Genomic DNA, 25,887 nt, shown 5'->3' with positions numbered 1-25,887 from the left:
TGGGTGTTATGTGGGAGCCAACAGATTGGTTTAGCTGGGGGGCAAGCTATACCTCTGAAGCTGAAATGAACATGAAGGGCACCTTCGAGATTGAGTATACAGACGACTGGTCCGGGTTCTGGCAAAGTGTTAACGGGTCGGTTCTGGGTGCCATAACCTCGGCTATTCTTAGCCTGCCTTCCGGTGCGCCCCGCGAAGCGGGCAACGTTAGTATGGATTTGGTGTATCCCCAGCATTTTCAAACCGGCATCAGCGTGGATGTTCACCCAAAGCTGACGCTGAACGCCGATGTGGGCTGGACAGACTATAAACAGTGGGATGCCTTTTTGTTTCGCTTTGACCGAAATCTGGAATTCCTCAACGCAGCTCGCATTTTGTCTCCAGACAACGCCACTCCGAACACCCTCAAACTACCCTTGGGCTTTAAGAGCCAGTGGAACTGGGCCTTCGGGATGGAGTTTCATGCCTCATCACGGCTCGATCTGAGAGCCGGTGTTGAGATCCGGGATTCGGTGATACCGGATGATCAGCGCTCGGTTATGGCTCCCTTTGGTGGTGCCAACCTATACAGCGTTGGCATGGGGTATAAGTGGGATAAAAACACCGAGATTGATATGAACCTCAGCTACTTGCACTCTATTGAAACCATTCCGGCAAATACCAGCTGCAACCTTAACTGCGATAACATTACCAATATTATCTACAACCCCTACGCCGGGCTGGATGTGAAAACATCTTTGCGCGTTGTTATGGCTGGTCTCAGTTTCCGGAAGAGATTCTGACTGTAGTCTGCGTCGCGTTCAAAAGGGCATTTTAGTGACTACACACAAAGTTCTAAAGGCTGTTGCATGTGCCGCTTTCGGTGCGGTACTTGCGGGCTGCCAGATGGGTGGGTCAACGGTATCAGACAGCGAAGGCTACTTTACCTGGGTGGATGAGCAGGGCCGAGTACGTTATTCACCCATAGCCGGGGCGCCTTCTGCTGCGGAGGGTGTTTCGGGCGAGCCAGCAGAGGGCGAAGAAAGGCCCAAGGAAAAACCGACCACGGACGAATTTACCGCATCGAACTATCCGGATGCGGAGTCGCTTCGGCGCAAAGGATATGTGCGCGAAGGGGATAACCAGCCCTACTTCACCTGGCGGGATGCTGAAGGTAACGTCAGAACCACGGCCTACCAACCTGATACTCGCACAGACGAGGAAAAAGGGTTTGTAGCGCCGCCTGTAAAGATTACCCCGGCTAGGGTATATCGCACTAATGATATGCCTTTGACAGCCGAGCCCGTGGTCGGTCACGACCCGGATGCGTTTGCCATTTTGGGGATTGAAGAAAGCGACGCAGGTTATTTGGAACACTTCGCAAACACCTGTTGTCAGGCGTTAGAAACCAAAAGCTATGAGCGTTGGCAGGAAGATCGTGAGTTTAGTATTCACCTGACTGAACACTCGCCCGTGCACCGATTTCTCACCGGGGAAAGCCCCTACCAACTGATCTCCTTACCTCAAGGGAGTTGGTCCGAGGAACGAGTTATGCGTTTGCGTTCCTTCGCCAGTAACGGTGTTTTTGTACCTTCGGTGGTGTTTCTCAACAGCGAATTCATCCCTATGCGCTTGGTAACGGATTTTGTCTCGGAATTTGAACCGGAGAACTGGCACCGCCGTGGCTACTTGGAAGCCCGGATTCCCGTCTCAACCGCTAAGGGGGAGCGTTGGATGTTGCTCTTCACTCGAGAGGACGACCTTGAGGGCCAGACAGTGATTGAAACCCGTCGCGGCCCACGCAAGATCCCTCATGTCAGTACTGGAGAATTCGGACTCATTCTGATCGAGCCTCGGTAGCCGGCTTAGTCTTCGGGTTTGCTCAGATCCAGCCATTGCTGTGACAACCAGTAAAAGCTGCCGCCTTTTGCGGGATGGGTACAGTTGTATCGAAACCTGCGACTGTTGAAGGGCTTGGGCGCTTTAATCGAAATTTCATCATCTAACACCTTAAAATCAATACGCCCCATGCCCGAGGCGAAGCAGGTCAGCCTAGCGGGGTTAATTTCTTCGGCGAGCGGCAGAGTGAGTGTTGGTGGATTTGAGGCCATAATGCCATCGGGCAGTGCATTGGCGTCAGTGGGGAACGCCTTGCTGGCCAGCTTGTCTTTGAGGCCGTTAAGCTGCCCATAGGCATTGGCCATGGGGAATCTGGGCAAACGAGTTTTCCCCGAAAGCGGGCCAATCGGCCCCGATTGCTGCCCGAATCCAAACCAGCCCCGCTCGGCCACTTCCGCCTCGAGTGCTTCGTCGAACTCGCCATAGGGATAGGCAAACAGGGCTAAATCGGTTCCAAGTTTCTCTTGCAGCATAGCCTGCGCAGAATCCAGGCTGTGGGTTATTCGTTGTTGCCAGTCTGCTTCTGTCTCACCGAGTTTTCTCGCCATGTGTCCATGGCCGGCGCTGTGGTTTGCAATGCTCACGCCGTCGCGCCCAGCTAACGTCTGCAGCTGCTCCCAGGTCATATAGCCACGGTTACCCACGGCTTTTGTATCAACAAAAATGGTATAGGGCAGGGACCGCTCCTGAAGGATGTCTGCCGCCTCGCTGTACACCGATTCGTAGGCGTCGTCGAAGGTGAGGGCGACGCTTTGGCGCTTTAGCGGGTTGTTGGAAAGCAGATTCTTCGCCGCGTCATGTAGATCAACGACATCGATACCCAACTCCGAGATTACATCCAGCTGAGCCTGAAATAAGGACACGGAAGTACTGGTAGAGGGCGGAGTGGCATCGCTTATGTGATGATATTGAAGCACAACCAGATCGGCTCTTGCAGCATGGTTCACTAACAAGAGGGCACCTAGGGTTACTGACATCCAGAGTTTTCGTGCGATCATGATTGCTCCATCATCTGACTAAAATGCGCCTTAAGTACCGAAAACGCTTCGTTGAGGGACTGGATTGCTTCGGTATCACCGCCGCGGTCAGGATGAGCTTGCATCACGGCACGACGAAATGCCTGCTTAACCGTGAGAAAGCTATCGGGTATCGAATCGAATCCTAGTACCTTTGCTGCCTGTAGGGTCTCGGGCTTACCTGGCCCCGTGTTCTGGCAACCCGCCCAGAAGTTATTCATCATCTGATCAATGGCATCTTCTGGTAGCTCGTATTGAGATAAATCGAGATAGAAGCTGCGCAGACTATCTACTGAGCCGGGCAACCCATTTCCGCCCACGGTGTCCTGGCGCTCAATGCTGATTCGCATGGGCGAGATAGTCAGGTTTTCACCGACCTCCGCCAAGGTGTCCCTCAGCCGATAGAGCACGTGGAACAGCAGAAAGTGCACAGGGTAGAGTTTTTGTGTGTCGTGAAACTCCAACTCGCCAATCAGTGTCCAGGGTGGTCTTTGTAGTTTTTTGATCAGATTTAACTCATCTATACCAAAGACTGCGCTGCGCAGTTCATGCTCTACGGCTACCAGTAGATGCTGGATTTGCTGTTCCAACATCGAGTGATGGGCTTGTACGGGGGGTGGTCTTGAGGAGTCTGGAGATATTGGCGTGTTCGTCATGATGCCAATGGTAGGTCAGTGGCAGCCTTCAGGGAAGGGTTGTGAGTTTGGCCAGACCGCCGGTGAATAGTGCCGTTGAAAAATCCGTAGCTCTATTCACCTCTTCGTCGGCGTGCTCTGGCTGCTGGTGTACGCGCCTTGCAACCATCAGGCTGGTCTCATAGGCGACACCAAAAAAGGCTGCACAAAGGTATTCTAGGTCAATGTCAGGCAAGATTTTTTGCTCAATGGCATTTCTGACATCGTCTTCGAGAGACATCATAATCAGCTCGAGTATGTCGGAGCCAAACAGTTCTTTGAGGGCCCGATCGTTGCTGTGCGCAAGCTCATATATCAGCGGATCTCGAGCGGTAGCGCTGTAAAGGGCTAAGTAGGCGCAGTGAATGAAATCTTCTGCGCTATTGGCTGAGCGCCGGGAGCGGATCAGGTGTTCATTGAGCCCGCTCAGAAAATCTGTAAGCAGCGCAGCAAAGATATCCTGTTTGCTTCGGAAATAGTTGTAGAAAGTGCCGGAGGCCAAGTCGGTTTTCTGGATTAGGTCGCGAATGGTGGTATTTTCGTACCCTTGCTCCTTAAAACAAATTCGTGCAGCAGTGAGTATCGCGTGGCGATTGCGCCGGCGGTTCTGTTCTCGTTTACCAGCGACTTCTTGTCCTGAATTCAACATATCCATGTCGGCGTCCTGTCCCTGAAATGACGGGATGCGTATAATCTCATGACCACTTTCCCAATGAACATGGTTGATATGCCCGAAGCGATGATTGACAGCTCAAAACAGACCTCTAATGCTGAATACGAACGATCTCAGAAATTAGAGCAAAATAAGCTACAGAAACGTCTGCGCCGGGATGTTGGCCAGGCCATTGCCGATTTTTCGATGATCGAAGCAGGCGACAAAGTAATGTGTTGCCTGTCTGGTGGCAAAGATTCTTACGCCATGCTCGATATCCTGCTTAATCTGCAGAAAAGTGCTCCTGTGTCGTTTGAGCTGATTGCTGTCAATCTGGATCAGAAGCAGCCCGGCTTCCCCGAGGAGATTTTACCGGGTTATCTGGCAACGATGGGTATCGAGTATCATATTATTGAGCGAGACACCTACAGCATCGTTAAGGACAAGGTGCCGGAGGGTAAAACCACCTGTGGTTTATGCTCGCGGTTACGTCGCGGCATTCTCTACAATTTTGCTGAAGAGCATGGCGTGACAAAAATTGCACTTGGGCATCACCGTGATGACCTGCTGGAAACCCTGTTTCTGAATATGTTTTACGGCGGCAAGCTTAAAACCATGCCACCGGTGCTGCACAGCGATGACGGCCGGAATACAGTGATTCGACCCTTGGCGTACAGCCGCGAGAAAGATATCGCCAGGTACGCAGAGCTTAGGCAGTTCCCGATCATTCCCTGTAATCTCTGCGGCTCTCAGGAGAATTTGCAGCGCCAGGTGATCAAGGACATGTTCCAGCACTGGGATAAGCAGCATCCGGGTCGGCTTGAATCGATGTTCAAGGCTTTGCGAAACGTTGAGCCATCGCACCTTGCGGATACAAACCTCTATAATTTCCGCGAAGGTAAGCGCCTGGGTGGTCAGCGCCAAGCCGTGCAAACAGCCATGCCGGCGGAAGAGTCGGAGCAAAATTTTGGCCGATTGGATGTTCTGAATATATAGATAACTCAGGGCCTAACTGAGCAGCCTGGTATGGAATCAGCGTTGGCTCAGTGACCGATCAGCCCCATAAGCGGCAAAGTCCACAACCCAAATAAAACCAGCAGCGCGCCGGTGAATTTCCGGAATGTTTGATTGCTTTTTAATCCGCTGATCCAGCTTGCGGCATAACCGGCGCCGAGCATCGAAGGTAGAGTGCCTAGCCCGAAAAACACCATGGTGAGCGCAGCCGAACCCACGGTTGGCTGCAAAGCAGCCCAGCCCAGTGTGCTATACACCAGCCCGCATGGCAGCCAACCCCAGAGTGCGCCAAGCGCGAGAGCCTGGCCGGCGTGATTAATCGGGAGCAGTCGGCCCGCAAGGGGCGACAGACGCTTCCAAAGGGGCGCCCCAATGCGCTCCACATAACGGATGCCCTGCCACCATTGCCCCATGGATAATCCCATGAAAATTAGCAATAAACCCGCAATAGAGCGCAGCACTAAGCCAAGCTGCGCCCACTGATCTGCGGCTGTGGTGCTTAGAAATGCAATCAGTGCGGCAATCAGGGCGTAGCTTGCGATTCGCCCAAAGTTGTAGGCAAGCAGTAGCAATGACTGCCGTGTTCGAAACCCCTTGCCAACGGGCAATGCCATGGAGAGAGAGGCGCTGATCCCGCCGCACATGGCAATGCAGTGAGTGCTGCCAAGTAGGCCAATGAGAAATGCGCTGGGGTAGCTAAGATACAGTTCCGGGTTCATGGTCGCTCAGGAGTGTCTTCTGAGTTGTCCTGGGTATCTAGCTGGGCCTCTGCGGGTTCTGATTTATCTACGCGGGATTCTTCTGGAATCATGTCTTTGTCGTCATCGTACAGAATCCGATGTGCCGGACCTTCCAAGTCGTCGTACTGGCCATTTTTAACCGCCCAAGAAAACAACAAGATACCCATGGTTACCAGAACCAGCATGACAGGTACCAAGAGCATTACGACTTCCATGGAATAAGCCTTATAGTGAAAACCAGATGTTTACGGTATCAGGGCGCAACCGGAGCGCCAAGAGTCTCTGTGTTGCCACGGCCCTTCGGCCGAGTTTGTTTGCCGAGGCGCAACGCGTTGAGCACTACAATCAATGAACTGATCGACATGCCGATGGCTGCGAGCCAAGGTGGAACCAGGCCGGCGGCAGCAAGGGGCAGGGCGCAAACATTATAAACAAGTGCCCAAGCTAAATTTTGCCGAATGATTCTCTTTGTGCGGCGACTGGTATCGATCGCCTCTACTAATTGCATGAGCTGGCCGTTTAGCAATACCGCATCTGCTTTCAGCTGGGTGAGATCTGCAGCGGTACCCATGGCAACCGAAATGCCAGCTCCAGCCATGGACGGGAGATCGTTAAGGCCGTCCCCCACCATCATTACCTGATGACCCTCAGATTTCAGCCTCTTCAAAACATCCAGTTTTTGTTCCGGCGACGCCTGGCCGATTGCCTCGTCAATACCAAGTATGTCGGCAATCTGACGAACATGGCCAGATCGGTCGCCACTCAGAAGCAACGTACGAATGCCTGCATGCTGCAAGGCTTTAACTGCCCGGGCTGCATCGTCTCTAGGCTGATCATCGAGTCGAAAACACGCCAGCCACTCGTCGTCTGACGCCAGCCAGATTTCCATACCTGAATGCAGTTCAAACTCGGGCTCCGGTGCATGTGTGTGTTGCGCAACAAAATCCCGGTGGCCTATGTACAAGGACTGGTTACCGAACGTTCCGGAAAGCCCGCCGCCCAGATGGTTGCTCACATGATCAATGGCTGCTGCTGGGCGATCATGGAACACCCGTGCAATCGGGTGTTCTGAATGCTGCTCCAGGCCTGCGGCTAACCGCAGGCAGGTGTCTTTGTCTTTGTCGCCAACAATGCGGGTATTGATCAGGCTCAGTTCACCTCGGGTTAGCGTCCCGGTTTTATCGAAAACCACTGTATCTATTGTGTTCATGGACTCCATGGCATGGCCCCGGGTTGGCAGAAAGCCCAAGCGTCGCAGTTTGACCGTGGCGGAGGTTATGGCTGTAGGCGTGGCTAGGGACAGTGCGCAAGGGCAGGTCACTACAAGAACCGAAAGTGTAATATCAAAGGCATTATCGGCCCCCGCCAGCCACCATCCAATCCAGACTACGGGGGCAAGAATTAGCACTCGCCCGACAAATTTGCCCGCAATGCGATCGGCCATACGGGCCACTGGTGGTTTTTCTGATTGAACGCGATCAAGTATCCGCAGGATGCCGGAAAGGCGTGTTTGGGCCCCGGACTTTTCCACCTGTACGTCTAGCGGGTTTTCGCCGTTGATGCTTCCAGCGTGAACTTTATCGCCAGGCACGCGGGTTTCTGGCAGATACTCGCCGGTGAGAGCCGATTCGTTAAGGGTAGATTGGCCACGAAGAATCACGCCATCAACAGGCAGCGTTTCCCCGGGCCTGATCCGAACCACGTTACCCGGTCTTATCTGATGAGCCGGTACGATTTCCGTGTGTTCCCCGGATACTCGTGTTGCCACCGTAGGGTGAAAGCCGGCCATGGCATTGCCGGTGAGCCCTGCGCGATATCTGGCCTGAACTTCTATGTAGCGGCCCAGAAGCAAGAAAAATGTGAACATGCAAACGGATTCAAAATAGACTTCTTCACCGCCCACAACCGTGACCCAGGCACTGGCCAAATAGGCAAGACCAATGGCAATGGCCACGGGTACGTCCATGGTGAGGTGGCGGGTTTTGATATCACGCAGTGCGTTGCGAAAAAATGGCCCTGCGCTGTATAGAACAACGGGAGTAGCTACCAGTAAGCTGAACCAACGGAAAAATGCCACAAACTCTGGGGTGAGACCACTGATTAGCTCGAGGTATAGAGGAAAAGCCAGCATCATGCTCTGGAAGGTGCCGATACCGGCAACGGCCAGCCGAATCAGCATGGAACGGTTTTCGGCTTTGAGCTGATCTTCTACTTCATCCGATTGATAGGGGCGGGCAGTATAGCCGAGCTCATGAATGGCAATCAGCAGGCTGCTGAGGCTGGCTTTATCCTGCGCCCAAACGAGTCTTGCCCGCTGTGTTGTGTGGTTCACGGAGAAGGAGAGTACGCCCGGTTGCTTTATTAAGTGGTTTTCAAGCAACCAGATGCATGCTGCGCAGGTAATGCCGCCAATCAGAAGTTGAGCTTCTTGGCCGCCTTTAACGGGGGAGACAAAGGCTTGCTGAACCAGAGGGTGATCCAGCTCCCGGAGTCGATCCAGCTCGGCATCTGTTAGTTTTCGAGGCGTGACTGCGGCTTGGGTACGTAGTTGGTAAAAACCAGTAAGACCCTCGGTGTGTATGATGTTGCACACAGCCTTGCAGCCTTCGCAGCAGAAAAAACGGGTTTCCCCGTCGATCTGAAATGTTATTGGCGGCTCCCCGGCAGCTGGTTCACCGCAATGGAAACAATCCCGGGGTTTCACCCTTGCGCGGAGCCTTTAGAGTTTATATGAAGCTTGTTCTCGGTTGGTAGCCAGGCCTCGCCCTTAAGCCGCCATTGGTTATCTGGGCCGCGGAGTTCGTAATACCAACGCCCATCTATGTCATCGAGCAGGGACCCGGTGTAATGGCCATTGCCATCGCTCCGGAACTGAATAGTACGGTCGTTCTGGGCCAAGGTTGGATGGAACAGATTGAGCACCAGGTAAGGGAAGTCAGCCGAGCCTTGCTCTGTATTGATCGTCAACAGGATGGCTCGGTCTTCAAACGCCAAATCAGCGTTCACGCCCAACTCTTTGGCTTTCAAGTCGCGAGCTATCTCCTGGTTAATCCCCCGCCCCTCTTTTGAATAGTCATCCGAAACCATTGTGTCGTCCATGTTCGACGCTACGATGAACATGATTATGCAAAAAGTAATTGCGGACAACGGTGCGATGGTAAGAAACCAGAACCAAGGCTGGCGATACCAGGGTGCTACGGGAACTTCTTCATTCATAATACGCAGTCTCATTTGTGTGTAGGTTGCCAACGGTGATCCCAAAAGCGATCACTGGGTCGGACCGACAAATCGGCTTTCGGTTTCCAGCTTCAGTGAAGCATCCGTTTCAGACTGTGCATGGAAGATGATTTCGGTGTTCGATTGCGCGATGGATTCGGGTAGTACATCCACAACGGTGGGCAATGAGCGGTTCTCACCGCTGTCTACAGTTACCTGGGTTTCGGTCAGAATACGAATGCCATTCATGCCTTTAACCGACAACGTAAAGGTTTGCGGCACCTCAGACATATTGACAACTTTTAGGGTGTAGGAGTTTTCAATTCGCCCCTCACCGTTGAAGCTGTAGAGGGCCCCCCGATCCCGAAGAACATCCAACTGGGCAGGCACACGGGTTGCTATCACGAAAATAATAGCGGATATCATGGCGATTAAGACCGCGCCATACCCAAACGTACGTGGCCGCAGCAACTTCGACGGCTTGCCTTCCAATTCGTTCTCGGTGGTGTAACGAATCAACCCGCGAGGGTAGTCCATTTTATCCATGATCTCGTCGCAGGCATCAATACAAAGCGCACACCCAATACACTCGTACTGCAGGCCATCTCGAATATCGATACCGGTAGGGCACACGTGCACACATTGTCCGCAGTCTATGCAGTCGCCCAGGCCCGCTTCTTCTGGTTTTACATCTCTTTTGCGACCACCGCGTGGCTCGCCACGATTGGGGTCATAGGAAACAATGCGGGTGTTGGGATCAAACATTACAGATTGGAAACGCGCATATGGGCACATGTACAGGCATACCTGCTCACGCATCCAACCAGCGTTCAAATAGGTCGCAATGGTAAAGAACGCCACCCAGAAATAAGCCCAGCCGTTAGCCTGGAAGGTGAAAATATCAACAACCAAATCCCGAATCGGATAGAAGTACCCAATAAATGTTAGCCCGGTTAGCAGGGAAATAATGAGCCAGATTGTGTGTTTTGCTGATTTCTTGAATACTTTTTCCGGGGAATTCGGTGCTTTATCCAGTTTCATCCGCTTGTTGCGGCTACCTTCAATGCGCTCTTCCACCCACATAAATATGAATGTCCATACGGTTTGCGGGCAGGTATAGCCGCACCACACTCGACCAAACAGGGTGGTAATAAAGAACAGGCCAAAGGCGCAGATAATCAACATGCCCGAGAGCAGGAAAAAGTCTTTGGGGTAGAAGGTAAAGCCGTAGAGGTGAAATTCCCGGGCCGGCAGATCAAAATGAATTAACGGAGCGCCGTCAAGTGTCAGCCAAACGAACAGAAAATACATGCCCATAAGAACCAGAAGGCTGACGGTTCGGATGCGCTGGAACAGGCCGGTTACTTCTTTAGCGTAAATTTTCTTTCGGCTAGCGTAAAGCTCAACCGTTTCCGGTTTTTCTCCGCCCGAAGGTTCCTTGGAGGGGTCGACCTGCTTGACAGGAATTTGGTTACTCATGAAAACCTCCAGGTGGAGTAATAAAACGCGAGAGGGGCCTTGCGGCTACTGCAGATCTTCTCAAGCCTGTACCCGCAAGCAGATACAGGGTTGAACAGACCATGCCGGGCCAAAGCGGCCCGGCCGGAAGGTCAATTAGACAAACTGTACACGTAGGCACCTAGAATCTGGATTTGGTCATCTGATAGGCGGCCGCCTTGAGCCGGCATCTCGTTTTGACGACCGTTAACAACGGTTTCCTTGATCCACTTATAGGTAGAGCCATATAGCCAGACATTATCGGTCAGGTTCGGTGCACCCATTGCTTGCATGCCTTTACCCTCCGGGCCATGACAAGCTACGCATGCCTGGGCAAACACTGCTTCACCGGCTTGGGCCGCCGCTGCATCTTTTTCCCGGCCACTAAAGCTCAATACATAGTTTACCACCTGATCGACCTGTTCGTTGGTCATGCTGGGCATAACACCCTTGGCAGGCATATTGCCCTGGCGACCATTGTGAAGGGTTTCCAGAATAGCATCCGGCGTACCACCCCACAGCCAATCGTCATCTGTCAGGTTGGGAAAGCCAACCTGGCCACGTGCAGCAGAGCCGTGGCACACCGAGCAGTTATTGGCGAACAAACGCTGACCAATTTGCAGTGCGTCATCGTTCTTTGCCAGTTCGGGTACCGGGGTTTCGCCGTACTGGGCGTAGATTTCGCCGTACTTCTCGTCAGCTGCGGCTACTTCCGCTTCCCACTGATTGGTAGAGGTCCAGTTCAGCAGGCCTTTGTAGTTGCCCAGGCCCGGGTACAAAGCCAGATAGCCGAGGGCAAAAATACAGGTTGCTGCATACAGATAAAACCACCACTTGGGTAGGGGATTGTCATACTCTTCGATGCCATCGAAGGAGTGGCCCGTAGTGCGTTCGGTTTCTGCATCGGTTGTCTGGCTTTTGCGAGTGGCAAACAACAGCCACCAGCAACCAAAGACCGTACCGAGCACGATCACAGTGACCCAGATGCTCCAGAAGGTACTCATTGTTTTTTCTCCGTTTTTTCCTGTTCAAGAGTACGCTTGTCCACCTCATCATCATCGAACGGCAGGTGGGCTGCTTCTTCGTTCGGCTTTTTGCGGTGGGCGCTAAAAGCCCACCAGATGATGCCGATGAATATTGCTATCAGCACAAGGGTTTGAATGCCGCGTAACTCGTTAATATCCATCAAATCACCGTTTGTCTGAAAGTACGGTTCCCAACTGTTGCAGGTACGCAACCAGGGCCTCGATTTCAAACTTGCCGTCCAGATCATCAGCCGCGCTGGCAATCTGATCATCGGTATAGGGGACACCCAGCGTTTGCAGGGCCGACAGCTTGGCTGCAGTCCCTTTGTGGTTCACTTTGTTCTCAAACAGCCATGGGAAAGCAGGCATGTTTGATTCTGGAACAACGCTACGTGGGTTGAACAGGTGCTGGCGCTGCCAGGCGTCTGAGTAACGACCACCGACCCGGGCAAGGTCTGGCCCCGTGCGCTTGGAGCCCCAAAGGAAGGGGCGCTCGTAAACAAACTCGCCGGCTACGGAATAGTGCCCGTAGCGCTCAGTTTCAGCACGGAAAGGTCGGATCTGTTGGGTATGACATACGTGGCACCCTTCGCGGATGTAGATGTCGCGCCCTTCCAATTCCAGAGAGGACAAAGGCTCAAGACCTTCGATGGGCTCGTTGACCTCGTCCAGGAAAAAGAGTGGTACCACTTCCGCAAGAAAGCCGCCACTGATGGTCAGCATGATAAAAACTATCATCAGACCAATATTTTTTTCGACAATATCGTGTTTCATCTGCTCTCTCTCCGTTACGCCGCCTGAACTGCCGCATTGTCCTGGGCAGCCGCTTCTTTCTGGCGCACGGTCATGTAGACGTTATAGGCCATGAACAACATACCGGTCAGGAAGATGACACCGCCAAGGAAGCGCACAAAGTAACCTGGGTAGGATGCTTCAAGAGATTCCACAAAGCTGTATGTGAGGGTGCCGTCTTCGTTGACTGCACGCCACATAAGGCCCTGCATGATGCCGTTCACCCACATGGCAACGATATAAAGCACGGTGCCAATTGTTGCCAGCCAGAAGTGCACGTTGATCATGCTTACGCTGTACATTTCTTTCAGGCCCCAGAGTTTCGGGATCATGTGATAAACAGCGCCGATGCTGATCATCGCAACCCAGCCGAGTGCACCTGAGTGTACGTGGCCGATAGTCCAGTCGGTGTTATGAGACAGCGCGTTCACGGTCTTGATAGACATCATCGGGCCTTCAAAGGTAGACATGCCGTAGAACGACAGGGAAACCACCAAGAAGCGCAGGATGGGGTCAGTGCGCAGTTTGTGCCAAGCACCTGACAGAGTCATCATGCCGTTAATCATGCCGCCCCAAGAAGGCGCAAGCAGAATCAAAGACATAACCATGCTGGCCGTCTGAGCCCAATCGGGCAGAGCAGAGTAGTGTAGATGGTGACCACCGGCCCATACGTAGGTCGCAATCAGTGCCCAGAAGTGGACGATGGAAAGGCGATAGGAATAAACCGGACGATCGGCCTGCTTGGGAACGAAGTAGTACATCATGCCCAGGAAGCCTGCGGTGAGGAAGAAGCCTACGGCGTTATGTCCGTACCACCACTGTACCATTGCATCGGTTACACCGGCATAGGCCGAGTACGACTTGAAAGCACTGACCGGCATCGCCGCGCTGTTCACAATATGCAACACGCCGATGGTTAGGATAAACCCGCCATAGAACCAGTTGGCGACGTATATGTGTGGCGTGGCTCGCTTGGTAATCGTACCGAAGAAAACGACCCCGTAAGTAACCCAGACCACTGCAATCAGAATATCGATGGGCCATTCGAGCTCAGCATATTCTTTCGTGGTGGTTAAACCCATTGGTAGGGTAATAGCGGCTGCAACAATAACGGCGGTCCAGCCCCAGAAGGTAAAGGACGCCAATTTGTCGGAAATCAGGCGTGTTTGGCAAGTACGCTGAACCACGTAATAGGATGTGGCAAACAGGGCGCTACCGCCAAAGCCGAAAATGACGGCGTTGGTATGCAAAGGTCTTAGACGACCAAAGTGGGTAAAGGGGAGGTCGAAGTTGAGTGATGGCCAAACTAGTTGTGCTGCAATTAACACGCCTAGTGCCATACCAACAACACCCCATACCACTGTCATGATGGCGAATTGTCTCACCACCTTATAGTTGTATGTCAGGTTCGGATTTTGTGTGCTCATAGCCTTACCAATGGGTTCAAAGTGGGGAATTATGCGGGCGCAAGTATGGAGAAAGCATTAGCTGTTTGCAATGACACGGATCAACTCCTGACATCCATCAAATGTGCCCGAATCAGCAGCATAGCGCTCGCTCAAAGCACTTTGCTGCTGAATGTCCATGATAGCGCCGTAGCTGTTCGAGTTGAACTTGGCAAACTTGATTAAGAACAAAAAAGCAGCATTGAGGCGGAAGTGATTTCTCTAACTCTTGGCTATAGCGGTTTGATTGCGCCCCCGGGCCTTCGCTTTATATAGCGCGTTGTCGGCGCGCTCAAAAAACTCTTCCAGGTCAGCCCACGCCTCCTGCTCCGCCTCAAGTGATTTGTTGCTCAGAAGTCGCCCGCGCTGAACCATAGTGTAGTTGAGAAGTATGATCTGGCCACCTATAGCTATCTGCATCAGCGACTCTCGGGCTAAGAAATCTGCCAGGTAGCCAAGGCTGCTGATCACCGGTTACAACCGCGCCCAGTAAACCGAGCGGGTATGGCTGAAGACCAGTTCGTGCCCGTGAGAGGGTGCCCATTCTAGATGTTCTGGCAGTTCATTCGGGTGCGTTGCGTTGTAAGCTGGGTCGCCAGGCGATGATTGGTGCTAGCACACGTAGTACATCAGTAATTTCCGAAGACATTGGAATCCGGAAGTGTAGCGAGCGTACACAATCTATACTGTTAAACTCTTTAAAGTTATGCGAATCGTCACAGGCTTGATGTATTTAGGTTAAATGCCGCTTTGTTTAAGCACTGTTATGGCTTCATCCATATCCATCATCGGAACCAATTCTGCCATCAGTTCGCGACGGTCATCGGACAGGTACCAGCGGTTCCAATCGACTTCGGATCGCCAGTTGGCGAGGGTGATTCGATGGTTGGGGTCGTTACTGGCAACCAGTGTTTCTCCGGAAATGAATCCCGGCGCTGCGACGGCGCGTTGCAGTACCTTACGGGAGCGTTCCTCATAGGCAGTTTCAAGGGATTCGGCTATATGGCGTTCAATCAGAACCCGGATCATAAAAATCCTCCAGATGTTTTAATGGTATAAACAGTAATTTAGCACGTATTTCTGAAAAATCAGATCAAACTGAAGGAGATGGCTTATGACAGCTGTTGAGTATGATGCCGAGTTGGATGCCTGTGGCCTGTTTTGCCCAGAACCGGTGATGATGCTTCACAACCGAATTAACGATGTGGCGCCCGGAAAAATCTTACGGGTTGTCGCAACAGACCCTTCCACAACCCGTGACGTTCCCAGGTTTTGCCAGTTTTTGGGGCATGAATTGGTTAGCCACACGGAGCAGGGCGATCGTTTTATTTATCTTATACGGCGCGGCGATTAACCCGGCGTTTACCGGGCATCAATGGAATGTGGACGATTAGATGGCAGAGGGTAAGCCGTTGATATGATCCAGGAACTGACTCTTGTTCATTTCGCCCAGAACACGCTGGGGCGCCATCTCTTCGCCGTTATTATCGTAGAACAGGATAGCTGGCGGCCCGAACAGGCCGAGGTTGTCTAGCATCGCCTGCTGAGCTTTGGTGTTATCTGTCATATCAATTTGCAGCAATGTGAAGGGCTCGAGCGCACGAACGACTTCTGCATCACTGAACACATTTCGCTCCATAACTTTGCAGGAAATACACCAGTCTGCATAGAAATCCAGCACAACTGGGCGCCCTTTCTGTTGGGCCTGCATTAGCATGGTCTCGATTTTGGCTGGCGCCTCCACCCGGTTAAAGTCCGCGTGGCTGCCGGTATAGCCTGTTGCGCTGCCAGGTGTCGCTTTTGCGATGAAGGGGTCTAAGGGAGCGAGTGGGTCATTGGCGCCAGCCATTGCCCCGGCTAACAATGCCAAGCCATAGGCGAAAAAGACCAGTCCCAGGCCTTTTCTGGTGCGCTCCCAACCGGCTTTGGCTGCGTCGAAAGCCCCCAGTTGCACACCCGTTATAGCGATCAGGATGCCCCACAGGGTGAGGCCAATCCAGCCTGGAACCAAGCGTTCAATTAGCCAGATGGCGACGGCTAACAGCATCACACCATAAAAATGTTTTACGGTAGTCATCCAGTGACCTGTAGTTGGCAGAAGCTTTCGCCCGCCAACGGCTACAAGAATAAGCGGAACACCCATGCCCAGCCCAAGCGCCAGCAAAGCAATACCGCCGACCACCGGATCTTGTGTGGTGGATATATACAGCAGGCTGCCTGCAAGTGGTGCAGAGACGCAGGGCGATACGATTAAGGCGGAAAGCGCACCAATGCCAAAAATGCTGATCACCCGGCCGCCGGTCATGCGTTGGCTGGCGTCGTTCAGGGGCTCGCGAATGAAACGCGGGAGCTGGATCTCGAACACCTCAAACATAGACAGTGCAAACACGGCAAACATCAGGGCAAACACGCCAAGCACCCAAGGTGATTGCAGCTGTGCCTGTAAGTTGAAGCTTGCGCCCAACAGCCCCGTAAGAACGCCGGCGGCGGCATAGGTAAGTGCCATGCCCAGCACGTAACTGCCTGAAAGCAAAAGCGCATGCCCGGTTGTACGGGTGTTTTGCCCGGAAACCAGAGAAGAGATAATAGGAACCATGGGTAGCACACAAGGTGTAAAGGTCAGCCCCAGACCAAGTAAGAAAAAGACACCGGCAATAACCAAGGTTGATTGCTCGGAGAGAAAACCAGCAAGCCCAGTTGCTGAATGGGTATCGACCTGTTGTGTTGTTCCGGTTTGTGTAGTGTTGCTCAGGTTGCCTGGCTCTGTGGCAGAGTTGGAATCTTGGCTTTGGTAAAATAGCACTTCCCGAGTCTGGGGCGGGTAGCACAGGCCCGCTTCTGCACATCCTTGGTAGGTTACTTCAAAGCGGGCTTCACGAATGTTGGCGGGTAGGGTTACCGGCACCGTCGCTTCTATAGGATCAAAAAAAACCGTGGTTTTGCCAAAGAACTCGTCTTCTGTTTCGGTGCCTGAGCTGGAATACTCGATGGCGCCGGCGGTGGCGCCATCATCCAGTGCTTTTATGCTGATGCGATCGCGATAAAGATAATGCCCGGGTGTTATGTCCCAAGACAACACAACTGCATTTTCTTCCGTAGTGTGGCTGAACGGAAGGGCTTCATCCACTTGGAGGAACTGGTTGCCTTGGCTACCGAAAAGAGAACTGTTGTCGCCAAATGCCCAGGCTGAGTTCGTTGCTGTAAGCAGCAGTGCGAACATAAATAACAGGGTGAATGGCCCCGTGAGGCGATAAATGCGGCCAAGTGCAGTAGATGGGGCTGTCATGAAGTGCGCAATTTCCCGGTTGGTTTGAGATAAAGGAGATCGCCGGCTATGCCAGATGAGCTCTTAGTACGGTAATGTTCAGGCATCCAATGGACACAAAGCCGGTGCAAAAGTTCCCTCTGGCATTGGGCGCTTTAAAGTCGCACAATAGCTCCCCAATGAATCACAGTCCAAACGATCTTATCATGCTGTTTAATGACCTGTTTCGGGAAGGTTTCCGGACGATACTGGTCAGAGGCGGCGAAGAACCAGAATACCTGCCTGCAGGCAGTGCCAAAGAACCTGCACAGATTGTTTTTGCCCACGGCTATTATGCCAGTGCTTTACACGAAATAAGCCATTGGTGCGTAGCGGGTGAGTATAGGCGCACACTTCACGATTATGGCTATTGGTACTGTCCGGACGGACGCACATCCGAACAGCAGCTAGCGTTTGAGCAGGTTGAGGTAAAGCCCCAGGCTATGGAGTGGTTATTTTCCATTGCCGCCGGTTCGCGTTTTCATATCAGCGTGGACAACCTGTCTGGAAACGGCGCATCTGACGACTATGGATTCCGTTGCAACGTACTGGAACAGGCGCAGGACTACCTGGCTGGAGGCCTGCCAAAGCGGGCGCAATCCTTTTTTGATACGCTGAAATCGTTTTATGGAACCGGCGATACCTTCAGTAAAGCCTGGCGCGACGACGTTGGGCGCGTGGTTCCGTTATATTCTGAAAAGAACATTATGAGGCATACTGAGACTCCATGACATCTGACCCAAAGCACACCGGCGATCTGAGATTCAGCGAACTGAATCTGGATAAACGCTTGTTGGACGCCATCGCTGCCATCGGTTTCGAATATTGCACACCGATTCAAGCAGAAACTCTGCCCTGGACACTGGCGTGTGAAGATTTGATTGGCCAAGCCCAGACCGGAACCGGGAAAACGGCGGCGTTCCTTATTACGGCTATCCAAAGCTTGTTGGAAACTCCTATACCGGAAGGCGACCGATTCGCGTCGGAACCCCGTGTTCTGGCGCTGGCACCCACTCGCGAACTTGCCATGCAGATTGCCAAGGATGCTGAGGAACTGTGCCAGCACACGGGCCATAACGTGGTCACCGTGGTTGGCGGTATGCACTATGATAAGCAGCGTGAACAGTTACATAACGGCGTTGTTGATATTCTGGTTGCTACACCTGGCCGCCTGATTGATTTTCTGGGTTCCCAGGATGTGTTCCTTGATCAGCTGGATATCCTCATTTTGGATGAGGCAGACCGCATGCTGGACATGGGCTTTATCCCAGACGTAAAGCGCATTATCCGCAAATGTAGCCCAAAGGATGATCGTCAAACACTGTTGTTCAGTGCCACCTTCAACCAAGACGTTCTCAACCTGGCCTCCATGTGGACCAGCAATGCCGAGTTTGTAGAGATTGAACCAGAGCAGAAAACCGCAGAGCGGGTTGAGCAAACCGTTTATTTGGTGGGCGATGACGAGAAGCTCCCAGTGCTGGTGAACTACCTGAAGCGCCCCGAGGTAGAAAAGGCGCTGGTGTTTGCCAACCGTCGTGATCAGTGTCGTGATTTGGAAGAGGATCTGCGCAATCAGGGGGTTAAAGTTGCCCTGATGTCTGGTGAAATTGCCCAGAACAAACGTCTGAAAACCCTGGAACAGTTCAAAGCGGGCAGTATTCAGGTTCTAGTGGCTACGGATGTGGCAGGGCGGGGTATTCACGTAAACGGTGTTACCCATGTATTCAATTACAACCTGCCTGATAACGCTGAAGACTATGTACACCGCATTGGCCGTACGGGCCGGGCAGGCCAAACCGGTGTGTCTGTGAGCTTTGCAGGTGAGGATGACTCGTTTGCGCTTCCTGCTATTGAGTCTTATATCAGCCAGAAGCTCAAAACCGCTGTGCCGGATGAAGTGCTGATGACTGAAATGGATAATCCGCCCATTACCCGTAAGCGTGGTCGTCGACCGCCCCAAGGGCAGGGTGGTCGTGGTGGGCCAGGTGGTCGCCATTCGCGCCCACGCAGGAACTGATAAGGCTGACAGCTACATGTTGATCGTCGCAGACGAGAATATCCCGTTGTTGGACGCTTTTTTTGGCGATATTGGTGAGATCCGGCGCGTGTCTGGTCGCACCATGAGTACTGAAGATGTGCGCGATGCGGATGTGCTACTGGTTCGGTCGGTCACACGGGTTGATCGCGCTCTGCTAGAAGGCAGCCGTGTGCGCTTTGTCGGAACAGCGACCATCGGCACCGATCACATTGATCTGGGCTGGCTTAAAGAAAACGGCATTCAGTTTTCGGCTGCACCAGGCTGCAATGCCAATAGCGTTGCCGAGTATGTGCTGGCGGTTTTATCCCTGTATGCCGAGCGCTGTGCACTGGACGACTGGTCGCAGCTTAGTGTCGGGATTGTTGGTGTTGGGAATGTAGGCAGCGAACTGGCTGAAAAACTCGCTCGTTTAGGGTTCCGCATTAAACTTTGTGATCCGCCCAGAGCTGAGCGTGAGCGGGAAACTGCCGATACGTTTGTTGATTTGGATGAGGCGCTTGCCTGTGACGTGGTCTCATTCCATACCCCTCTCACGCGTGATTCCCAACATCCAACCTATCACATGATCGGAGAGCGAGAGCTTTCCGGGTTTACGTCTGAGCAGCTCCTGATCAACGCTGGTCGGGGCGGGGTAATCGACGGCGTAGCACTTCAGGCGCGTCTGGATCAGGCTAATGCGCCGCTGGTAGCGCTTGATGTTTGGGAGCAAGAGCCGCGGATAAGCTCTGAGTTAGTGGATAGAGTATGGCTAGCCACACCGCATATCGGAGGCTATAGCCTTGAGGGTAAGGTTCAGGGTACCGAAATGATTTACCAGACCATGAGCAGATTCATGGGCCTGCCAGTGCGCAAGCAGGCCGGGCAGTTTCTTCCCGAGCCGGCTCTGAGTAAAGTATCGTTTACCAGCGCAGCTGATGAGCGTAACGCCATCCAAATCGCCCTGCGGGCCTGTTACGATCCACGACAGGATGACGCGCGCTTGCGTCACGCCATGAAAGCACCTGAAGACGAACGCGGGGCTGCATTTGATCGTTTGCGCCGGGATTATCCGGTGCGACGGGAATGTTCCAGCCTGAAGGTACAGTTAAAAGGTACGAGTAAATCCCTGCATGACAGCTTCCGTGCGATCGGATTCAAGCTGAAAATCTGACGATAGCTAACGCTCTGACGACTTTTCCGCAAACAGCGTGGCTCGAACCGCGTGGCCAATACGCAGAGATTGGCGGCTTTTCAGCGCGGTACGCACCAAGTGAATGTGGCTGGAGAGATCTTCCTGCAAAGAGGGAGGTAGGGATGTTCTTGCGGGGTCTTCCGGCCCACTGAGCTCTTGAACGAGAGCTTCTGGTGCTGGCGAACTCAGGCGAGTAAACGCCTCCTGGGTGAGAACTGCCTGATCAATGGCCTCCTGCCGAATTGTATCCACATAGCGCAAAAATCCTTCTTCTGCCAACCACAGTAGCGCACCAAAGCAGGCCATGTGACGTTTGCTGTGCAAGCCGAACTCATCCGGCTCGTCTGGGCCTGCAATATCCTCTACAAACAGGTTTACCCGCCTTGGGAAGGCGCTATAAAGCTGCGCCAAGGCTACGGCTGCGTCTTTATAAAACTCTTCAACGTGGATATCTGCCATTAGCGTATTCCTTTACTGCCTGTAGTTTTCCAAGAAGTTGCCCAGCCTTCCCATCGCATCCTCCAGCGTATCTTTACGGGGTAGGAACACAACCCGAAGGTGCTGTTTGTCGTCCATATTGAACGCGGAGCCTTGAACTAACAGAATTTTTTCCTGCAGCAGTAAATCCAGTACCAGTTTTTCATCATTCACGACCGGGAACTTTTTCGGATCCAGCTTTGGGAACAGGTACAGCGCACCTTGGGGCTTCACGCAACTTACGCCGGGAATGTCATTTAGCATTCGCCAAGCGGTTTCGCGTTGTTCGTATAGGCGACCGCCTGGGGCAACCAAATCATCGATGGACTGGTAACCGCCCAGTGCCGTCTGTATGGCTAGCTGCGCCGGAACGTTGGCGCATAGGCGCATGTTGGAGAGCATGTCGATGCCTACAATCAAATCTTTGGCGAGATGTTTGGCGCCGCTAATAATCATCCAGCCGGAGCGGTAACCGGCGGCCCGATAGTTCTTCGAAAGACCGTTATAGGTGAAGAAGAGCACATCGTCGGCTAGGGATGCGGTGGGTACATGCTGGGTGCCGTCATAGAGGATCTTGTCGTAGATCTCGTCAGAAAGCACGATCAGGTTATGTTTACGCGCCAACTCAATGACTTGTTCGAGCAGTTCCGTGCTATAGACCGCACCTGTGGGGTTGTTCGGGTTGATTAGTACAATCGCCCGGGTGCGGCGAGTAATCTTTTTACGGATATCGTCGATATCCGGGAACCAGTTCTGTTCCTCATCACAGTGGTAGTGCACAGGCTTACCGCTTGAAAGCGTGACAGCGGCTGTCCAGAGCGGATAATCGGGTGCTGGAATAAGCACTTCATCGCCGGTGTTGAGCATGGCCTGCATCGACATTACGATCAGTTCGCTGACACCATTGCCTAGAAAAATGTCGTCGATATCAACTTTGTCGATGCCACGCTGCTGGCAGTAGTGCATCACCGCTTTGCGAGCGGAAAACAGTCCTTTGGATTCCACGTAGCCTTGGGCCTGCTGCATGTTGTAGATAACGTCTTGCTGGATCTCTTCGGGCACATCCAAGTCAAAAGCCGCAGGGTTACCGATATTGAGTTTGAGCACCCGGTTGCCTTCCTCTTCTAGCCGGCGTGCCTCGCGCATCACTACGCCACGGATTTCATAACACACGTTATCCAGCTTGGCGGATTTGTAGTAGTTCTGCATAAGACCCGGGCTTCCTCAGTCAGTAAACGTAAAACAGGCTCTTGCCGTTCTGGCAAAACACTATTCTAGCGGAGGCGGGGCCAACGGCAACAGGGTAATTGTGATCAATTATGGCAAGTTAGCTCCATATTCCCTAAATTCATACGCTATAGAACGTTTGCGGGGGCGAGCTACGCTGTATATCCTTAAACTATCGATTGCACAATCTACATATGCGCAACTTCAATTTCGCCTGTTTTGCACAGGCATCCATGGTTTTGCCAAGGAGACACCCGTGGCCAGTTCTTCGATTTATGACTTCACTGCACGAGATATCAAAGGAAATGAAAAAAAGATGGCCGATTATAGAGGCCAGGTGCTGTTGATTGTGAATACGGCCAGCAAGTGCGGTTTCACACCTCAGTTTGAGGGACTGCAGTCTTTACACAAAGAATTGGGTGAGCAGGGGCTTGAGGTTCTTGGTTTCCCCTGTAATCAGTTCATGAATCAAGACCCTGCGGATGATGCAGCGATTAGCCAGTTTTGCAGCCTGAACTATGGTGTAGATTTCCCCATGTTCTCAAAGGTGGATGTTAACGGTGAGGATGCCCACCCTCTGTTTCAGTTCCTGAAGGGCGAAGCAAAAGGGCTTTTGGGATCAGAGAAAGTAAAGTGGAATTTCACCAAGTTTCTGGTTAGCCGTGACGGCAGCGTAGTGGGTCGTTACCCGCCAACTACCAAACCTGAAGACATCAAGGCAGATATTGAAAAGCTCTTATAGTGCACTTGTGCGGCTAGCTTGAAGGGCGCCGAGTGCGATGTTATGGGTTATTGAGGCTCAGTGGGAGCTGTCCAGCGGGTAATTGCCGCGCTCAGTTGGTGTCGGTTGTAGGGTTTGGTGATGTAGTCATTCATGCCGCAGGCAAAACAGTCATCCTTATCTCCGAGCATCACGTTCGCGGTAACGGCTATCACTGGTAAGTCTTTCCAGTGAGGGTTTTGGCGGATTCTGCGTGTGGTCTCGTAGCCATCCATTACCGGCATTTGACAGTCCATGAGTACTAGGTCGTAGTGTTGTTGCTCCAGGGCTTCAAGGGCCAGTTGGCCATTTTCGGCCGTATCTATGTTGTGCCCCATTTTTTTCAATAGCATGCCTGCAACCATCTGGTTTACCTCATTGTCTTCAACCAGAAGTATCCGGAGCGAGCGTTGTGGTGCGCTGATACTTTCGGGTAAGCCGGCGGGCTCAACAAACTGGTCGGGGTTCTCAGTGGCTAAGTTGCTATATACAGGTACTGGCAAGGTGACGGTAAACCGGGTTCCCTGCTGCTCCGTGGAGTCGACCTTGATTTCACCGTGCATGCGCTCAATCAGCTGGCGACAGAGCGTTAGCCCTAGCCCCGTACCGCCATACAGACGAGTGGTTTGGGTATCAGCCTGAGAGAAGGGTGAAAATATTCGACGCAGCCCCTCTTTGCTCATGCCAATGCCCGTGTCGGCCACATCAATGGTCAGAGTGTTTTCAAAATAGTCAGCGGTGATTCGCACGTTGCCTGAGTCGGTAAATTTAATGGCATTGCTAAGCAGATTATTCAGAATCTGGCGAATACGAGTTGGGTCGCCCAGAAACTGGTCTGGGAACTTTGACCCCGTCTCTGCAATTAGCTCAACGCCCTTATTTTGAGCTTGCTGGGAGTGCAGCATGGCGCACTCTTCAATCAGGCCGCGTATATCGAATGGTATGTGCTCCAGATTGAGCTTCCCGGCTTCAACCTTAGAGATGTCCAGAATGTCATTGAGTATGCCGAGCAGGCTTTCCCCAGCTGATAGGGCGATTTGAAGGCGATGTCGCTTGGCAGAATCCAGCTCACTTTCCACAGCAAGCCCTAGCATCCCCAGCACGCCGTTCAGTGGGGTGCGTATTTCATGGCTCATGCTGGCCAGAAAATTCGCCCGTGCTCTGGCTCTGCGCATGGCATCTTCTTTGGCCTTTACCAGCGCCCGGTTGCCCCGCTGTAGCGCGTGGTTTTTATCAGATATTTCCCGGGTTCGGCTTTCAACTTCTTGTTCCAGCTCGGTGGAATAGTTTTTCATCGTACTTTCCGCCAAGCGGAGCTGGGCGAGGGTGGAATCTATGGTTCCCAAGTGCTGATTGATAATCCCCACCATGGTGCCTATTTCATCCTGCTGATGACCTAGGGGAACAGGCAAGCGGATCTTCTCTGGTGAGCTTGCCTTAACCTGGCCGAGTGCATTGATAACACTGAGCATTGGCCGTGTAAGGATTAGATAGAAAATGCCAAGCAATGAAGCGGAAAGAATGAGGCTTTTTAGAAGCCCGCTGATTAACGTGTAACTAGCCCGTTCCAGAAATTGCAGGCCGTAGTGATACGTGTCAACGGTTACCACCAGGTGCCCGAGAGGGAGATCATTTAGCTGTGAAACACGCAGCTCTCTGCTAAAAACCCGGTTAGCGCCAAACAGTTCATCACTGATCCAACGATAGGATGAGGTTGGGCTGCTCTTGCTGGCGGCGGCCATGGTGGCGTTTTCGCTATCGACAATCCTCGCATCAATGGTGGCTGGGTGCCTAAGAAGGCCGTCGAGTAGCTCTTCTGCCAGGCGTACGTCAATGTTGTACGCAATTTGGGAAGCGGGGCTGTGGCTGACTTCAATTAGTGCCTGGATGTCCTCGTCCATGGAGCGCTGGGCACCGAAGTAATCCAGGGTGATCTGTGCGATGTTTAAAATAAGCCCCAGCACCATGGCGATCAGCACTGTGTCACGGGTGAGTCGGTAGGAAAGCCGGTGTTTGAAGCCTTTAGTCACAGGTGTCACAGTCCCTGTTCGCGGGCAGGTTTGGTATTCGTCTCATATCTTTAGTCGTCGTAATCCGCTTTTTTCTTCCACTCTTCATCGTGAAGAAAGTTGTCCCACTGCTTGTCGAGTTGCGATTCAGATTCTGCAGAGCTGCTGTTCTCACCATCCGCATTCATGGCCTCCAGTTCTTTTATTCGGATGCGGAAACTTTTGACCGCTTTCATGGCAAGCGGATTATCCTTGGATTTACCCATTTCTGTGCTGGCCAAGTGATAGGCGTGAATAGCTTTGCGTATTTCATTTTGGCGGATAAGGTCGCGGGCCTGGAATACGTGCAAATCTGCGTGAGTTTTGTGTACCAGAAATAGAACATACTTCAGATTCTTTTTAGCGGTTGTGCCATCGATGCGGCCACTTTTGTGCATGGCTTCAATCATTTTGAACAGATTTTGAAGCAGTTCTTTAACATAGGTGGCTTTTTCTGCTGAATCTATTCTGACCGCTCGTACCTCATCACGGTTTTCCTGAACCTGAGTTTTGAATTGCACCACCGACTCAAGCCACTGTTCAACAGGCTGATCGGATTTTAGCCTGGCTAGGTCGTTGCAGGCATCTTCCATGCGTTTGAGCAGTAAGAGCTTCAGGTCGCCTGTTAGATATTGCCCTGGAAGCTCAGAGAGCAGGCGGTTACAGCGCTTGTAGCTATCTTCGAGTGCCGTGATTCGGCGAACACGATCAATCCGGGCCTTTTCGCGCATCTGGCTGATTACAAGAACGACGATCGAAATCGCAACGATGGCCGCCAAGGCAAGAATGATGGTGGTGGTGTTCATCTTTTGTGTACCGGCTCCGGCTTTTGGGTAAGTTATGCCTTGTATAGAATTCTGACTCGGTATACCGATTTTTTCGGCAAGTATCAGAAAGATTAGCAGAAATATGA

General features: G+C 52.5%; 27 protein-coding genes. 8 read left to right on the top strand and 19 right to left on the bottom strand.

From position 1 onward, the window contains the following. Together ACTH3S_RS02625 and ACTH3S_RS02620 are read left to right on the top strand one after the other, a co-directional pair. The coding region (locus ACTH3S_RS02625) for an OmpP1/FadL family transporter (RefSeq protein WP_441807464.1) at window positions 1–782 on the top strand (782 nt) is incomplete at its 5' end. A gap of 34 nt (window positions 783–816) precedes the next feature. Continuing rightward, window positions 817–1,839: a MalM family protein gene (locus ACTH3S_RS02620; RefSeq protein ID WP_441807463.1), complete on the top strand. Its 1,023-nt coding sequence runs from the start codon at window positions 817–819 to the stop codon at window positions 1,837–1,839. 5 nt (window positions 1,840–1,844) lie between these two features. Here ACTH3S_RS02620 and ACTH3S_RS02615 read toward each other — a convergent pair whose 3' ends face one another. The 3 genes from ACTH3S_RS02615 to ACTH3S_RS02605 form a co-directional block, all read right to left on the bottom strand. Then, entirely contained in the window at window positions 1,845–2,876 is a 1,032-nt protein-coding gene (locus ACTH3S_RS02615; protein WP_441807462.1) for a polysaccharide deacetylase family protein, read from the bottom strand. Continuing rightward, on the bottom strand, window positions 2,873–3,487 hold the full coding sequence (locus tag ACTH3S_RS02610) for a DNA-J related domain-containing protein (protein WP_441807461.1): 615 nt from the start codon (window positions 3,485–3,487) through the stop codon (window positions 2,873–2,875). The genes ACTH3S_RS02615 and ACTH3S_RS02610 overlap by 4 nt, the downstream gene beginning before the upstream one ends. A gap of 91 nt (window positions 3,488–3,578) precedes the next feature. Continuing rightward, window positions 3,579–4,223, bottom strand: coding sequence for a TetR/AcrR family transcriptional regulator (locus ACTH3S_RS02605; RefSeq protein ID WP_441807460.1), 645 nt, complete (start codon window positions 4,221–4,223; stop codon window positions 3,579–3,581). A 72-nt stretch (window positions 4,224–4,295) separates the two neighbouring features. Here ACTH3S_RS02605 and ttcA point away from each other — a divergent pair, with 72 nt between their 5' ends. Further along, window positions 4,296–5,216: a tRNA 2-thiocytidine(32) synthetase TtcA gene (ttcA, locus tag ACTH3S_RS02600; protein WP_441807469.1), complete on the top strand. Its 921-nt coding sequence runs from the start codon at window positions 4,296–4,298 to the stop codon at window positions 5,214–5,216. 47 nt (window positions 5,217–5,263) lie between these two features. Here ttcA and ACTH3S_RS02595 read toward each other — a convergent pair whose 3' ends face one another. The 11 genes from ACTH3S_RS02595 to ACTH3S_RS02545 all read right to left on the bottom strand — a co-directional run bounded on the left by ACTH3S_RS02595 (window position 5,264) and on the right by ACTH3S_RS02545 (window position 14,978). Beyond that, window positions 5,264–5,953 (bottom strand): sulfite exporter TauE/SafE family protein, encoded by a 690-nt coding sequence (locus ACTH3S_RS02595; RefSeq protein WP_441807459.1) that lies wholly within the window; start codon window positions 5,951–5,953, stop codon window positions 5,264–5,266. After that, a complete protein-coding gene (ccoS, locus tag ACTH3S_RS02590) occupies window positions 5,950–6,177 on the bottom strand; it encodes a cbb3-type cytochrome oxidase assembly protein CcoS (protein ID WP_441807458.1) in 228 nt (75 codons plus the stop codon). Before ccoS ends, ACTH3S_RS02595 begins: the two co-directional genes overlap by 4 nt. A gap of 50 nt (window positions 6,178–6,227) precedes the next feature. Next, window positions 6,228–8,678: a heavy metal translocating P-type ATPase gene (locus tag ACTH3S_RS02585; RefSeq protein WP_441807457.1), complete on the bottom strand. Its 2,451-nt coding sequence runs from the start codon at window positions 8,676–8,678 to the stop codon at window positions 6,228–6,230. Further along, window positions 8,675–9,190 (bottom strand): FixH family protein, encoded by a 516-nt coding sequence (locus ACTH3S_RS02580; RefSeq protein ID WP_441807456.1) that lies wholly within the window; start codon window positions 9,188–9,190, stop codon window positions 8,675–8,677. Before ACTH3S_RS02580 ends, ACTH3S_RS02585 begins: the two co-directional genes overlap by 4 nt. A gap of 51 nt (window positions 9,191–9,241) precedes the next feature. After that, window positions 9,242–10,669, bottom strand: coding sequence for a cytochrome c oxidase accessory protein CcoG (gene ccoG, locus ACTH3S_RS02575; RefSeq protein WP_441807455.1), 1,428 nt, complete (start codon window positions 10,667–10,669; stop codon window positions 9,242–9,244). A 131-nt stretch (window positions 10,670–10,800) separates the two neighbouring features. Continuing rightward, complete coding sequence (ccoP, locus tag ACTH3S_RS02570; protein WP_441807454.1) at window positions 10,801–11,691, bottom strand: cytochrome-c oxidase, cbb3-type subunit III; 891 nt, start codon at window positions 11,689–11,691, stop codon at window positions 10,801–10,803. Then, a complete protein-coding gene (locus tag ACTH3S_RS02565) occupies window positions 11,688–11,873 on the bottom strand; it encodes a cbb3-type cytochrome oxidase subunit 3 (RefSeq protein WP_441807453.1) in 186 nt (61 codons plus the stop codon). Before ACTH3S_RS02565 ends, ccoP begins: the two co-directional genes overlap by 4 nt. 4 nt (window positions 11,874–11,877) lie before the next feature. After that, entirely contained in the window at window positions 11,878–12,486 is a 609-nt protein-coding gene (gene ccoO / locus ACTH3S_RS02560; RefSeq protein ID WP_441807452.1) for a cytochrome-c oxidase, cbb3-type subunit II, read from the bottom strand. A 14-nt stretch (window positions 12,487–12,500) separates the two neighbouring features. Next, on the bottom strand, window positions 12,501–13,931 hold the full coding sequence (ccoN, locus tag ACTH3S_RS02555; protein ID WP_441807451.1) for a cytochrome-c oxidase, cbb3-type subunit I: 1,431 nt from the start codon (window positions 13,929–13,931) through the stop codon (window positions 12,501–12,503). 240 nt (window positions 13,932–14,171) lie between these two features. After that, complete coding sequence (locus tag ACTH3S_RS02550) at window positions 14,172–14,420, bottom strand: hypothetical protein (protein WP_441807450.1); 249 nt, start codon at window positions 14,418–14,420, stop codon at window positions 14,172–14,174. A 267-nt stretch (window positions 14,421–14,687) separates the two neighbouring features. Beyond that, entirely contained in the window at window positions 14,688–14,978 is a 291-nt protein-coding gene (locus ACTH3S_RS02545; RefSeq protein ID WP_441807449.1) for an antibiotic biosynthesis monooxygenase family protein, read from the bottom strand. An 85-nt stretch (window positions 14,979–15,063) separates the two neighbouring features. On the opposite strand from ACTH3S_RS02545, the gene tusA reads away from it, so the two are divergent. Next, the gene (tusA, locus tag ACTH3S_RS02540; RefSeq protein ID WP_441807448.1) at window positions 15,064–15,303 is read left to right on the top strand and encodes a sulfurtransferase TusA; all 240 of its coding nucleotides are present in this window, start codon (window positions 15,064–15,066) and stop codon (window positions 15,301–15,303) included. A 36-nt stretch (window positions 15,304–15,339) separates the two neighbouring features. Here the strand turns inward: tusA and dsbD are convergent, their stop codons facing one another. Next, on the bottom strand, window positions 15,340–17,235 hold the full coding sequence (dsbD, locus tag ACTH3S_RS02535) for a protein-disulfide reductase DsbD (RefSeq protein WP_441807447.1): 1,896 nt from the start codon (window positions 17,233–17,235) through the stop codon (window positions 15,340–15,342). A gap of 185 nt (window positions 17,236–17,420) precedes the next feature. Here dsbD and ACTH3S_RS02530 point away from each other — a divergent pair, with 185 nt between their 5' ends. Genes ACTH3S_RS02530 through pdxB form a run of 3 tightly spaced genes read left to right on the top strand, consistent with a single transcriptional unit; the run spans window position 17,421 to window position 20,441 of the window. Next, entirely contained in the window at window positions 17,421–17,984 is a 564-nt protein-coding gene (locus ACTH3S_RS02530) for an elongation factor P hydroxylase (protein WP_441807446.1), read from the top strand. Continuing rightward, window positions 17,981–19,270 carry a DEAD/DEAH box helicase gene (locus ACTH3S_RS02525; RefSeq protein ID WP_441807445.1) on the top strand — a complete coding sequence of 430 codons (1,290 nt, stop codon included), beginning with the start codon at window positions 17,981–17,983 and terminating at the stop codon, window positions 19,268–19,270. Before ACTH3S_RS02530 ends, ACTH3S_RS02525 begins: the two co-directional genes overlap by 4 nt. A 16-nt stretch (window positions 19,271–19,286) precedes the next feature. Beyond that, entirely contained in the window at window positions 19,287–20,441 is a 1,155-nt protein-coding gene (gene pdxB / locus ACTH3S_RS02520) for a 4-phosphoerythronate dehydrogenase PdxB (protein ID WP_441807468.1), read from the top strand. A gap of 6 nt (window positions 20,442–20,447) precedes the next feature. Here pdxB and ACTH3S_RS02515 read toward each other — a convergent pair whose 3' ends face one another. Further along, window positions 20,448–20,921: a hypothetical protein gene (locus ACTH3S_RS02515; RefSeq protein WP_441807444.1), complete on the bottom strand. Its 474-nt coding sequence runs from the start codon at window positions 20,919–20,921 to the stop codon at window positions 20,448–20,450. A gap of 12 nt (window positions 20,922–20,933) precedes the next feature. Then, window positions 20,934–22,148 carry a pyridoxal phosphate-dependent aminotransferase gene (locus ACTH3S_RS02510; RefSeq protein ID WP_441807443.1) on the bottom strand — a complete coding sequence of 405 codons (1,215 nt, stop codon included), beginning with the start codon at window positions 22,146–22,148 and terminating at the stop codon, window positions 20,934–20,936. 274 nt (window positions 22,149–22,422) lie between these two features. Between ACTH3S_RS02510 and ACTH3S_RS02505 the strand changes: the two genes are divergently transcribed. After that, a complete protein-coding gene (locus ACTH3S_RS02505; protein WP_441807467.1) occupies window positions 22,423–22,908 on the top strand; it encodes a glutathione peroxidase in 486 nt (161 codons plus the stop codon). Window positions 22,909–22,955: 47 nt separating this feature from the next. Here the strand turns inward: ACTH3S_RS02505 and ACTH3S_RS02500 are convergent, their stop codons facing one another. Together ACTH3S_RS02500 and ACTH3S_RS02495 are read right to left on the bottom strand one after the other, a co-directional pair. Then, window positions 22,956–24,956 carry an ATP-binding protein gene (locus tag ACTH3S_RS02500; RefSeq protein WP_441807466.1) on the bottom strand — a complete coding sequence of 667 codons (2,001 nt, stop codon included), beginning with the start codon at window positions 24,954–24,956 and terminating at the stop codon, window positions 22,956–22,958. Window positions 24,957–25,006: 50 nt separating this feature from the next. Next, window positions 25,007–25,780, bottom strand: a complete 774-nt coding sequence (locus ACTH3S_RS02495) for a hypothetical protein (protein ID WP_441807442.1) — start codon at window positions 25,778–25,780, stop codon at window positions 25,007–25,009. Window positions 25,781–25,887: the final 107 nt, after the last annotated feature.

This window comes from Marinobacter sp., assembly GCF_052094685.1.
In the GTDB taxonomy this organism is placed as follows: Bacteria; Pseudomonadota; Gammaproteobacteria; order Pseudomonadales; family Oleiphilaceae; genus Marinobacter.
Note: the sequence above shows the minus strand (reverse complement) of the source record. Positions and strands in the feature narration are given on the sequence as shown.